The 12,394-nt window shown below is 61.6% G+C and carries 11 protein-coding genes; 5 read left to right on the forward strand and 6 right to left on the reverse strand.

What is annotated here, in order from left to right; all coding sequences use genetic code 11:
- Positions 1-96: 96 nt before the first annotated feature.
- Positions 97-615: an Hcp family type VI secretion system effector gene (locus BT116_RS02760; RefSeq protein WP_072339790.1), complete on the forward strand. Its 519-nt coding sequence runs from the start codon at positions 97-99 to the stop codon at positions 613-615.
- A gap of 219 nt (positions 616-834) precedes the next feature.
- On the opposite strand, the gene BT116_RS30975 is transcribed toward BT116_RS02760, so the two are convergent.
- The 6 genes from BT116_RS30975 to BT116_RS02790 form a co-directional block, all read right to left on the reverse strand.
- On the reverse strand, positions 835-1,008 hold the full coding sequence (locus BT116_RS30975; protein ID WP_170845895.1) for a hypothetical protein: 174 nt from the start codon (positions 1,006-1,008) through the stop codon (positions 835-837).
- Positions 1,009-1,039: 31 nt separating this feature from the next.
- Positions 1,040-1,282 carry a hypothetical protein gene (locus tag BT116_RS02765; RefSeq protein ID WP_072339792.1) on the reverse strand — a complete coding sequence of 81 codons (243 nt, stop codon included), beginning with the start codon at positions 1,280-1,282 and terminating at the stop codon, positions 1,040-1,042.
- 65 nt (positions 1,283-1,347) lie between these two features.
- Positions 1,348-2,421, reverse strand: coding sequence for a lipocalin-like domain-containing protein (locus BT116_RS02770; protein ID WP_072339794.1), 1,074 nt, complete (start codon positions 2,419-2,421; stop codon positions 1,348-1,350).
- The gene (locus BT116_RS02775) at positions 2,411-4,879 is read right to left on the reverse strand and encodes an ABC transporter permease (protein WP_083569096.1); all 2,469 of its coding nucleotides are present in this window, start codon (positions 4,877-4,879) and stop codon (positions 2,411-2,413) included. Before BT116_RS02775 ends, BT116_RS02770 begins: the two co-directional genes overlap by 11 nt.
- The gene (locus BT116_RS02780; protein ID WP_072339798.1) at positions 4,879-5,547 is read right to left on the reverse strand and encodes an ABC transporter ATP-binding protein; all 669 of its coding nucleotides are present in this window, start codon (positions 5,545-5,547) and stop codon (positions 4,879-4,881) included. The genes BT116_RS02775 and BT116_RS02780 overlap by 1 nt, the downstream gene beginning before the upstream one ends.
- Positions 5,548-6,493: 946 nt before the next feature.
- Positions 6,494-8,191 carry a sulfatase-like hydrolase/transferase gene (locus BT116_RS02790; RefSeq protein ID WP_072339802.1) on the reverse strand — a complete coding sequence of 566 codons (1,698 nt, stop codon included), beginning with the start codon at positions 8,189-8,191 and terminating at the stop codon, positions 6,494-6,496.
- Positions 8,192-8,567: 376 nt separating this feature from the next.
- Here BT116_RS02790 and BT116_RS02795 point away from each other — a divergent pair, with 376 nt between their 5' ends.
- Genes BT116_RS02795 through BT116_RS02810 form a run of 4 tightly spaced genes read left to right on the forward strand, consistent with a single transcriptional unit; the run spans position 8,568 to position 12,386 of the window.
- Positions 8,568-9,932 (forward strand): UDP-glucose dehydrogenase family protein, encoded by a 1,365-nt coding sequence (locus BT116_RS02795; RefSeq protein WP_072339804.1) that lies wholly within the window; start codon positions 8,568-8,570, stop codon positions 9,930-9,932.
- Positions 9,929-11,008, forward strand: a complete 1,080-nt coding sequence (locus BT116_RS02800) for an NAD-dependent epimerase (protein ID WP_072339806.1) — start codon at positions 9,929-9,931, stop codon at positions 11,006-11,008. Before BT116_RS02795 ends, BT116_RS02800 begins: the two co-directional genes overlap by 4 nt.
- Positions 10,995-11,741, forward strand: coding sequence for a sugar transferase (locus BT116_RS02805; RefSeq protein WP_072339808.1), 747 nt, complete (start codon positions 10,995-10,997; stop codon positions 11,739-11,741). The genes BT116_RS02800 and BT116_RS02805 overlap by 14 nt, the downstream gene beginning before the upstream one ends.
- Positions 11,742-12,386 carry a CpsD/CapB family tyrosine-protein kinase gene (locus tag BT116_RS02810; protein ID WP_072339810.1) on the forward strand — a complete coding sequence of 215 codons (645 nt, stop codon included), beginning with the start codon at positions 11,742-11,744 and terminating at the stop codon, positions 12,384-12,386.
- Positions 12,387-12,394: the final 8 nt, after the last annotated feature.

The raw sequence follows: 12,394 nt of genomic DNA on the forward strand, positions 1-12,394 counted from the left end.
GTTTTTTTAAAAATGGCATAGCTCTTGATAATCGTCAGGCCACCTCGGACGACTCCAGTCCCAGGCCCCATCGTTATCCAGGAAGGAGAGCATCCATTGGCTACCCCCGCGTACATGACCATTACAGACAACCATCAAATATTACTGACCGAGAAGGCGTTTACCGCCGACTCGGTGGGTAACATTTATCAGGAAGGTCATAAAGACGAAATCATGGTGCAAGGTTTCCAGCATCAGGTGACCATTCCACGAGACCCCCAGTCCGGTCAGCCAACTGGTCAACGCATACACCAACCCTTAGTCATCACTAAAGTCTTTGACAGAACCTCACCGATGCTGCAGGAAGTCCTGTGCCGCGGCGAAACCCTGGCCAAAGTTGAAATCAAGTGGTACCGCACTTCAGCCTCCGGAACCCAAGAGCATTACTACACCACTACGCTGGAGGACGCGATTATCGTCGAAATCAAGGACTACATGCTCAACTGCCAAGACCCGGCAAATTCACATTTCACTCACTTGCAAGATGTGCACTTCTCGTACCGCAAGATCACCTGGAATCACATAGCCTGCAGCACGCTGGGCGTCGATGACTGGCGTGCACCGGCCGCTGGTTAAGTCCGCGCACTCGTCAATGCACCGGCCAGGTCTGCTGGCCGATGTGCATTGAAGTAAACAGGGATATTTTCCCTCAGAGGTGTTCGCCCAGTGCGACGGCCTCGGCAATCCATGCACTGGTAAAGAGCCTGACACTGGGCGAACGGCACAATATTAGTGGAACTTGCAGGATATTTCCGCGAGTCCATTTAAATAATTATTCATCCTTGATGCGCCACCTCAACCACGCCGGCCAGTTTTCTGCGCATCGGTCTCTCCTGCTCCCGCATCCCCCTGCTGCTGTTTGCGCTTGGCGGGATCGTTGGGGCGCAAGGCGTCGTTGTCGCGTTCCACTTCGCCAGGCATCGCCGGCTCGTCAGGGTTGTGCGGCGTTTGATCGGAACGGTGGTTCATGGCGAACTCCTTGGTTGTTCAAGCCTGGCAATCAAGCATCAGGGTCGGCGACTTCTTCAGCGACATTGGCATCGGGGGAGCGCTGGTGCAGTTGCTCAGCCTTGGTCTTCAGCGCCTGCCACTGCGCCAGGTCGATAGCTCCCTGGCCAAACAGATCATCGGCCACCCGCATCAGTTCGGTGAAATGAACGTCGGGTGATTGTTGCCAATAAGCCTTGTCGTCGAACAGCCGCTGCCAATCGGCCAGCGACGGGGGTTTGAGGTCATCGCTCATGACGGGCTCCTGCGAGGCATTCATAAGGTATGAGGGCTGAGATTCGTGGGGAGTTCCGGCGATTCTCAGTAGCCGGTCATTTCCAGGTAGCCGTTGCCGACGTGGCTACCGTTCAATCGCACCGGCCCTTCCCAATAAGGAATCTGCAGGTTCATCCAGGCGTTGGGGTTCAAGGGTTGGGTCGTCACGTCGAGCTGCCTGGCAGGGATCTTGATCGACCAGCGCACCGGCATCGACCGCCCGGCGACCTTGGCGCTGTCCAGTGGCGCCAGGCTGATCTCCCCGGCGCGCAGGGTTTGCGCGTGGCCCTGGGCGTCGATCCAGGTGCCCGTGAGATACGGCGCGCCGTCCTTGTGGCGCATGCGGTAGAGCATCAGGTGCTCGCCGTTGTCCAAGTGCAGGGAAAACCAGTCCCAGCCAGTCTGGTTTGCACTCAGGGGCTGGCTGCTCCATTCGCGGTCGAGCCAGGCCGGACCGCTGACCGCGTAACGCTGGCCATCGATTTCCAATTCACCGCTGGCCCGGAAGAACGGCTGGCTGTAGTAGTACGACGCCTGCCCCTGTTCGGATTTCTGGCTGAAACCGTGGTCGCCCTGCAATACCAACGGACGGGTCGAAGTGAGCCGCAATGCATAGCTGAAGCGCGGGTCCCGGGCCTGCAATTGCATATCCGCCAGCGGGTCGACGCCCGTCGTTCGAGTGCCGAAGCGCCAGTCGTCGATCCAGGCCTCGAAGGGTGTCGTCCGTACCCCGGCCTGCCCCACCCCGCCACGTGCATAACGCTCGGCGGCATGGTGCACGGTGGCGGATGTGACCGCCGCGTGGCCGAGCCAGATCGTCTGGTTGCGCCAGCCACCGGCCTGGGGCGCGGCATTCAAGGCGCTGCGAAACAACGTCCATTGCACGCCGAACTCACGCCCCTGGGCATCCTTGAGATTGGCGGTGACGTACCACCACTCGATACGAAAACCTTCATGAGTCCCGTGGTCGGCGGGGAAACTGAATACCCGCCCAGGCACCACCGGAGTGAAGGCCACAGCCTGGTCACCGAGGCCGGCAAAGCCCTTTTGCGCTGGCGCGGAGTCATCACAACCGCTGAGCAACGCCAGCAGCAACAACACGCCGACTCTAATCTTCATGGGCAAAGGTCCTCAGCAAATCCGCCGGCTGCGTGCGGTACAACGCATACAGCGGCCAGGCCGATGCCAGCAGCGTGGCGAGCGTCGCCAGGGCCAGCAACTGCACCAATTGCAACGGGAACACCCGCAGTGGCAAGCGCCAACCGAAAGCCTGCACGTTGATCACTGTGTCCAGGCACCAGGCCAGGGCGATGCCCAGCGGCAATGCCAGGACCAAGGTCAGCAGCGCCAGCAGCCAGGTCTGGCCGAGGTTGAGCAGCATCAACTGCCGACGTGTCACCCCCAGCGCCCACAGCGGTGCCAACTGAGCGAGGCGACTCTGGCTCTGGGTCAGCAGACTGATGAACAACGCCACCCCGGCCACCGCCAGGGTCAGGCTGTTGAGGGCAGCGGTGGCAGCGAAGGTGCGTTCGAACACTTGGGTCGACCAGCCCTTGAGCCGGGCCTGGTCGACGATGCGGCTGTCATCCAGGCTGAACCGGTCTTGCAACGCTGTCAGTAGCGCCGGGATCGCGGACGGTTCGATGCGCAGGTTGAAACGGTTCGGCGTCAGGTTCGGCCAGTGCGCCAGCAAGTGATCGACGTTGACCAGCACATGGCCCTTGGGATTGCCGTAGTCGGCGTAGATGCCAACGATGCGCAACGCCCATGGCCCCTGGGGTGTCGGCAGGGTCAACTGATCGCCGATACTCACCTTGAGACGCCGTGCCAGTTGTTCGCTGAGCATGAGGGTGTCGGCGGCGGCCAGTTGCTCCCACGGCTTGTCGCCGGCCGATTCCAACAGCGGCCAATGTTGTCGATAGTGGGGGTGATCGATGATGCCGTGGATATCCGTCGGCCAGCCCTGCAACGGGGCCGAGACTTGCCAGAGGGGAACGACGGCAGTGATTGCCGGTTGTTGCTTGAGCCAGGCGTGCAGTTCGTCCGCCTGGGCCGGGGTCTGCGGGTTGATGTACAACTCGGCGGTCAACCGTTGCTCGAGCCAGTTGCTGAAGGTCTGACGAAAGCCGGCGGTCATGCTGCCAGCGCCGATATTGGCCGCCAGCGCCAGCAACAAAGCCATCAGCGCCAGGCTCAACGTCGGCAATTGCTGGCGGCAATCGGCAAGAAACCATTGCCCGAGCACCGAGCGGCTGCGCCTCGACAACCGCTTCAGCGCGCTGTTGAGCAACACCGGCAAGGCCAGCGCCGCGCCCAGCAACAAGGCGGTCATCAGGACAAAACCACTGGCCAGGCTGTCGCCCCAGATCAACGCCGATGCGGCAATCAATGCCGCCACCGTCGCCACCCAACCCTGGCGTCGCAGCCATCGGGCATGGGCCTGATGCCAGGCCTGGGGGTTGGCCAGCGCCAGCAAGGGCAGGCGCGCCGCCCGCAAAAGACTGTCAGCCCCGGCCAGCAGCGCACCGAGCAGACTCAGACCGACACCGCTGAACCACCACCACGGGCTGAGGTTCAAGTGCCCGGCCACTTCGGCGCCATACAAACCTCTCAGGCTCGCCGCGACATCGGGCAACAACAGGCTCGCCAGCCAATAGCCGCTGAGCACCCCGGCGATCCCGCCCAGCAAGGCCAACGCGCCCAGCTCGATGGTCAGGCTGGTGACCAGCACCCGCGCACTGACACCACAGGCGCGCAGGGTCCGCAACAGACTGCGGCGTTGTTCCAGGGCCAGGCCGATGGCCGCGTGAACGATGAACAGTCCCACCACGAAGGATAAAAACCCCAAGGCATCGAGGTTCAGGTGAAAGCTTTCGGTCAGGCGCGACAGGTTGTTTTCTTCATCGGCGTGCTTGAGTTGCAGGCGACCGTTGAACGCTTCCGGTAATGCGGCACTGAACGTGGCGGGCAGCAACAGTCGCGACAGTTGCTCCGGCACCCCGAGTACCTGTTGGGCAAAACCGATGTCCATCAACAGCACGCCCGGCGCCATGTCCTCCTGGGCATGCAACGGCGGCAGGGTTTGCCCATCGACGCTCCGGGGGCGGTCGCCCTCGGTCAGCCCAAGGGCTTGCAAGGTTTGCGGGGCGATCCAGGTGCGGCCGGGGTCGGTAAAGAACGCCACCACCTCTGTCATCTCCCGCGCCTGCCCCGCCAGCGCGGCACCGGGCGGCAGCGACACCGGGTCGATGCCCATCAGTTGCAGGCGCTGATCCTCGTGGTCCTTGAGCAGCACCCGAGCTTGCAACACTGGCGACACCGGCCAGCCCTGGCGCCGCAGCTCGACAAACCATTGCTGGGGGAAGGTGCCACCACCGGGAGCACTGAGGCTGGCCTGGGGTTCGCCGCCGATCAGTTGGCTGGCCCGAGCGTAGCTGTCCCGGGCCTGACTGTTCAGCGCTTGCACACCGGTGAGCAGGCTGGTTGCCAGCCACAGGCCGGTCAGCACGCTGAAGAATTGCACCGGGTGTTGGCGCCAATGGCTGAGCAGGGCCTTGAGGGTCTGGCGAAAAATCATCACCCCTGGGTCACCTGCGCCAACTGTCCGCCGTGCAATACCACGCGCTGGGCCAGGCGAGCTGCCACCCGTGGGCTGTGGGTCACCATCAGCAGGCTGGTGGGGCTGCCCTCCAGCAGTTCCAGTAGCAGTTGCAGGACTTCGTCGCTGGTGGCTTCGTCGAGGCTGCCGGTGGGTTCATCGGCCAGCAACAAGGGCGGTCGCGAAGCCAATGCCCGCCCCAGCGCCACCCGCTGTTGCTGGCCGCCGGACAGTTGCTCGGGATAACGCCGCAACAGCCCTGAAAGCCCGAGCCGCTGCACCAGATGGGCTTGCCACGCTGCGTCATGACGGCCGCACAGACGCGCCTGGAACGCCAGGTTGTCCTCCACCGACAAGCTGCTGATGAGGTTGAACTGCTGGAACACCAGGCCGATTTCCGTGCGTCGCCAATTCGCCAACTGGCTTTCACTCATGCCATCGAGCCGATACTCGCCACTGCGAATGCTGCCGCGATCGACCTTGTCCAGCCCAGCGACCAGGTGCAGCAGGGTGCTCTTGCCACTGCCCGACTCCCCCATCAGCGCCAGACTGCTGCCAGGCATCAGGGCCAGGTCGATACCCTGCAGCACCGGCAACGGGCCTTGGGGCGTGGGGTAGCTTTTAAAGACGTCGCGGACTTCAAGCATGAAAAGGCTCGATGGATGAACGTGAGGGTCAGGATAGCGGAGTTGAGGGACGGTCCTCACCCACGGGTTTTCTCATCGCTCGTCGGGGTGGGGTGTATATCCATTTCTGCGGTAACGGCCGCTTAGGGTTCCGCCCTGACGGCGGGTCACTTTCGAAAAGCGCGAAAGTAACCAAAGCGCTTCTGCCCCACCACTCGGTGCCTCGCCTAGGCTCGGCATGCCTGAACGAAGGCATTGCTCCGTGGGCCGCCGCGAAGGGCCATCCATGGCCCAGCGCGGCTAACCCGGCATCCATGCCGGGTTGCCCACTGCACAATGCCTGCGTTCGGCCATCGTGGTTAACGGGGCGCCCGAGATCAACGTCCGCCACGAGGCGGCCTGATAGCCGACCTGGTTCTTGGTGGGACCGCGTTTCCCCTGTGGGAGCGGGCTTGCTCGCGAAGGCGGTAGATCAGTTTGCAGTGATGTTGAATGTGCCGGCCTCATCGCGAGCAAGCTCGCTCCCACAAAGGGGCTGCGGTGTACATAAAGTTTGTGGCTGCTGAAGATCCAATGTGGGAGCGAGCTTGCTCGCGATAGCGGTGGCTCAGCCACATAGATGCCGGCATTTTCCTCGCTGTTGCTGTTGCTGTTGCTGTTGCTTTGGATTTTGATCTCGGCGCCCCGTTAACCACGATGGCCGAACGCAGGCATTGCGCAGTGGGCATCCCGGCATGGATGCCGGGATAGCCGCGCTGGGCCATGGATGGCCCTTCGCGGCGGCCCACGGAGCAATGCCGGAGTGAGGGCACACCGAGCCTAAGCGAGGTGCCGAGTGGTGGGGCAAGCCTTTTTTGCTTACTTTTTTTGGCGTTTGAAAAAAAGTGAGTCGCCGTCAGGGCGAAACCCTAAGTGGCCGTTACCGCAGCAATGGATATGTACTCAATCAACAAGAACTCAACTCCAGTCAATGCCCTACCGCCATCTCAACCTGGCCGGACTGCGGTGTCACGATGTCGCCCAAGTCGATGTGTTTCCAAGCCGGTTTTGCCCCCAACCGCGCATTGAAGCGATAGTTGAAAGTGAAATCATCATCGGTTGGTTGGCTCAGGGATTTCCCATAGGCCGATTCAACCCCGGCCGGGTCGTAACCCATCAACTGCAACAACGTCGGGAAGATGTTGTAGTGGCTCGAACGGTCCTTGTTCCGGGCCCAGGCATCACGCCAATCAAGGGTGTGCAGTTGGCTGCCCTGGATCACTACCAACGGCACCAACCCCTCCTCCGCCACCGGGTCACCGCCGCAATGGGTGTTGAGCCCGGGGTTGCCGCGCTCGTGCAGGTCCTGGCCGTGGTCGGAGGTATAGATCAGCACGGCATGGCTCAAATCGGCCTGCTGGAAGATGCGCTTGAAGAACTCGCCGACGTTCCACAGCAAGGTGTTCTGGTAAGCATTGCGATACAGCAACCAGTCATCTTTCTGGCCGTTGAAGCCATCGCGGCTACCGGTGTCGGCCACATCCTGGAACTGCCCTCGCGGCAAGGCCGGGCGGTAGTTCATGAAGTCGTCGGGGTATTTGTCGTGTACCGGGAAATGCGCCCCCACCTTGTTGATCACCACCAGTTCGGCCTGGTTATCGCCCAGCAGTTCGATCAACTTCGCCGCAGCCGCCATGTCGCGGTCGCGCACGCTGGCCTGGTCGAATTGGACGAATTCGTCAATGTCCTGTTTTTCCAGCTCGGTCATCAGGTTTTGCAGGTAGCCACCAGTGCGTTGGGCGTCGATGTAGACGGTACGCAACCCCGCCTTTTTGGCGTATTGCCAGATCGACGGCCGGGTGCTGTTGATACGTATGTAGTCGGCGCGCGTGCCGCCATAGCGCAGGGTGACGTTGGTGTCGGCGCTGCAATTGGCGATGGAGGCCGCATAACCGAAATTGAAGATCTCCACGCCCTCGGGCGGCGTCTTGAGCCCGGTGTGCACGCCGAATGGCGTGTTGATATCCAGGTAATTGCCGCCAATGCTTTCATCGATGATCAGCACGATATCCTGCTCGATCGAAGACGACCGTCGCGCCAGGGTGACCGGCTCCCGGGGACCGATGGTGTTGTGCAAGGACTCGTAGGCAAACAGATTCAAATAGGCCAACGGCGTGTACATCACCGGCAGGCCGCGCGCGCCCTCGCCCGCCCGCACGAACAACACGCCACTGAGCAACAACACGCCCAGCACCGGCGCCGCTATCGGCAGATACCCGGGCAACCGCACCGACCGCCGAGGCTTTAGCGCGATGCCGAATAACAGCAGCAAGCCGCTGATCACCGCGCTGATAATCACGTCGCGGTACTGATAAGCCGCCTCCTGGATAAATCCCCCCGAGTACACCAGCGAAACGAACTGGCTATAGGTCAGGTAACTGTCCGTGACCCGGGTGTACACCTCGAAAAACACCGCTGAAACAAACATCGCCAAGGCAAACACATGCCTTACCAGGGCCTGGCGTATGTAGGCACTCATCCACAGCGCCAGCACCAGCACCGTGAACATGGCGCCGAACAGCAACGTTGCGCCCCCCAGGCCCAACGCGCTGAGACGGTCGAGGTAATAGTCGTATCCCTTGAGCAGGTACAGGACCAGCAGCAGTTCCTTGAGGTAACGGGCCATGTTTTTCTCGACCAGATAGCTGTGTCAAAAGCACTTCGTTCCTGCACGTTAGCAGCCGATTTTCAAAGCGCAAGGAATGCTTCATCCGAACCACGCGTCAAAAAAAAGTTACCCCAAAAATGACACGAAAACGCATCACAAAATGTAAAAATCTATGGATTACTACCGTTTATCGCTTTGTCAAATTCCCGTAAAGCCCAATAAAACAGCCACTTTATTAAGACAGTCAAGGACTTGATATCAAAAGGCCCGATTTCACTTGAATTGCCAACACTGACAACTGTCATTTTGCTGACACGCTTTTCTGAAGCTGCGCTATACCCCTCTAAACAGTTTCATCCGAGTTACATCATTCGGTTTGCGAGGCGCGCCAAAAATGGACGTGAGCGTATTTGGTACGGGGTATGTCGGGCTGATCCAGGCCGCCGCCATGGCCGACGTCGGACACCGCGTTTTGTGCATCGATATCGACCCGAACAAAATCCGGCAACTGCAACAGGCCGTACCGACCATCAGCGAGCCGGGGCTGTCCAGCTTGCTCGAAGACAACATCAAGGAAGGACGCTTGTCGTTCAGTTCCCAGGCCAGTGACGCAGTCAACCATGGCGAGCTGATTTTCATCGCCGTCGGCACCCCCGCCGATGAAGACGGCTCGGCAGACCTGAGCCATGTGCTGGCCGTCACCCGGCAAATCACCGACTTCATGGACAGCGACCGCACCCTGGTCATCAAGTCCACGGTGCCGGTGGGCACGGCCGACAAGGTGGCCGAATGCGCCCGCCAGGCGTTGGCGCGGCGGGGCCTGAAACAGTTGAACGTGCGCGTGGTGTCCAACCCCGAGTTCCTCAAGGAAGGCAGTGCGCTGGCCGATTGCATGCGCCCCGACCGGATCATCATCGGCACCGCCGACCCGCTGGCCCGCGACCAGATGACGGAGCTCTACGCGCCCTTTTGCCGCAACCACGAAAAACTGATGTTCATGGACAACCGCAGCGCCGAACTGACCAAGTACGCCGCCAATGCCATGCTCGCCACCCGCATCAGCTTCATGAACGAACTGGCCAACCTCACCGAACGGCTGGGCGCCGACATCGAAGCCGTGCGCAAAGGCATCGGCTCGGACCCACGCATCGGTTACCACTTCATTTACCCCGGCTGTGGTTTTGGCGGCTCGTGCTTTCCCAAGGACCTGCGGGCCTTGCTGCACACCGCCGAACAAAGCGGCATGCCACTGCGCTTGTTGCGCAGCGTCACCGACGTCAACGACAGCCAGCGGCACATCCTCTTCGAGAAACTGGCAACGCAATTCCAGGAGGGCCTGGCCGGCAAATCGATTGCCATCTGGGGCCTGGCATTCAAGCCCAACACCGATGACATGCGCGAAGCCCCCAGCCGCTACCTCATGGAAGCGCTGTGGCGCGAAGGCGCCCGCGTCCACGCCTATGACCCGGAAGCGATGTCCGAATGCCGGCGCCTCTACGGCTATCGCAAGGACCTGAACCTCTGCGCCACCCGCGACGACACCCTGGAAGACGCCGACGCCCTGGTGATCTGCACCGAGTGGAAGAATTTTCGCGTGGTGGACTTCGACCTGCTGGCCAGCAAGTTGCGCGCCCGGGTGATCATCGATGGCCGCAACCTGTACAACCCCGAACACCCGGCCGCCGCCGGACTGCTGTATCGCGGTATCGGGCTGCGGCACACCGTGCCGGGCTCCCCGCTACCCGGGCCGCAAGCATGAACATCCTGGTCACCGGCGCGGCCGGCTTCATCGGCGCCCACGTCGTGCTGCGACTGCTGCGCGACGGCCATCGGGTGTGCGGGCTGGACAATTTCAACGACTACTACGACCCGCAGCTCAAGCACGACCGCGTGACCTGGGTGAACGAGCAGGCCGGCGAATTTCCCCTGGCGCGGATCGATCTGGTCGACGCGCCGGCCATCGATGAACTGTTCCAGGCCCGGCGCCCGGACGTAGTGATTCACCTTGCCGCCCAAGCGGGCGTGCGCTACTCGCTGGAAAAACCACAGGCCTATGTCGACAGCAACATCACCGGGTTCCTGAACATCCTGGAAAACTGCCGCCGCTATCCGGTCAAGCACCTGATCTACGCCTCCTCAAGCTCGGTATACGGCGCCAATTCGCGCACGCCTTATTCGGTGCAGGACAACGTCGACCATCCGCTGTCGCTGTACGCGGCCAGCAAAAAAGCCAACGAACTGATGGCCCACAGCTATAGCCACCTGTTCGGTATTCCCTGCACCGGCCTGCGCTTCTTCACGGTGTACGGCCCTTGGGGCCGGCCAGACATGTCGCCGATCCAGTTTGCCCGCGCCATCGTCGAAGACCGTGTGCTGCAACTGTTCAATCACGGCGAGCACCAACGCGATTTCACCTACATCGACGACATCGTCGAAAGCATCGCCCGCCTGCTCGACCGTGCGCCCCAAGTCACGCCCCTGTTGGATCACGAACAACCGGACCCGGCCACCAGCCGTGCGCCCTGGCGGATCTACAACATCGGCGGGCAGCACCCGGTAGCGCTGCGCACCTATGTCGCACTTTTGGAAAAGCACCTGAGACAAACCGCCCGCATCGAACTGCTACCCCTGCAAGCAGGAGATGTGCTCAACACCTGCGCCGATGCCAGCGACCTGGCACGGGCCACCGGTTTCAAGCCGTGTATCGAACTGGACGACGGCCTGGGCCGCTTCATCCAGTGGTTCCTCGATTACTACGCACGGCCTGCCCACGCACCGCTCGCGACTGAACGCTTGCGGCCCAACCTCAGCGGAGGAATCCATGACCCGACATGAGCAAGTCATCGAGATCAACGCCCCTGGACGCGACAAGCGTGTCGATCCCGACCACCGCAGGCGCCTGGACGCGGCCATCCACCGCCAGGGTCGAGGTTGGTTGACCGGTCGCGACGGCGGCCGGCCCTGGACGGTCTCGCACACCAATCGCGTGGTGGCCTGCCTCGGCGCACTGGCGATCCTGCTGCTGTTATGCCCGCTGCTGCTGGGCCTGGCGCTGCTGGTCAAGTTCTCCAGCCCCGGTCCCGTGCTGTTCGTGCAAAAGCGCACCGGGTATCGCGGCCGAGTCTTCGGCATGTACAAGTTCCGCACCATGGTGGCCGACGCCGAGGCGCTCAAGGAGTCGCTGCGCCACCTCAACAAACACGGTGCCGATGCCATCGACTTCAAGATCGACAACGATCCGCGCATCACGCCCATCGGCCGGTTCCTGCGACGCAGCAGCCTCGACGAACTACCGAACCTGATCAATGTAGTGACCGGCGACATGCGCCTGGTGGGCCCCCGGCCAACCTCGTTCAACGCCTATCGCTACAAGGACAACCATCTTGTGCGCCTGAGCATCTACCCCGGCATGACCGGCCTTTGGCAGATCTCCGGGCGCAGCAATATCGACTTCGACCAGCGTGTGGAATTGGACCTCAGCTATATCGCTGAACAAAGCCTGTGGCTGGATTTGAAGATCCTGATGATTACCCCCTTCAAAGTATTCAGCGGCCACGGAGCGAGTTAAATGGACGGTTCAACCAATATCCTGACCATAGCCAGCCCGAGCGAGACCAACCTGACCTCGACCGTGCTCGACCCTTCCCTGCGGATCCTGCTCTTGACGTCCGCCAACACCGGCACCGGCACCAGCACCAGCGCGATGGCGCTGGCCGCTCAACTGGCGCAGATGAGCAACGGTCGCGTACTGCTGGTGGACGCCAGCCAGTCGCCCCATAACCTCAGCCAGCAACTGGCGTTGCACAAGGAGCGCGGTTTTACCGACCTGCTGTTCAACAGTCTCGCCCCACCCTTGTTGCAAGACTGCGTGGTGCAGGCGTCCAGCCTGCCCTTCGACGTACTGCCCCACGGTCGCCTGGGCCGCAATGCCGAACGCTTGAGCCCCGAGCGACTGCGCCCACTGTTCAGGCAACTGGCGGCGCAATACCGCTTCGTGGTGATCGACGCCGACGCGGTGTATTCGGCCAGCGACACACTGGTGCTCAGCACCCAGGTCGACGGCGTGGTGCTGGTGGTGCGCGGTGAAGACACCCGCTGGGAAGTGGCCCAGGCCGCCCGCCAGCGCCTGTCCCAAGCCGGCGCGAAAGTGGTCGGCAGCGTGTTCAATCGCCGCAAGTACTACATGCCCAAATGGCTCTACAACAACCTGTAAGCCCGCAA

The sequence above is a fragment of the Pseudomonas sp. NFACC16-2 genome, assembly GCF_900119205.1.
Taxonomy (GTDB): domain Bacteria; phylum Pseudomonadota; class Gammaproteobacteria; order Pseudomonadales; family Pseudomonadaceae; genus Aquipseudomonas; species Aquipseudomonas fluorescens_Q.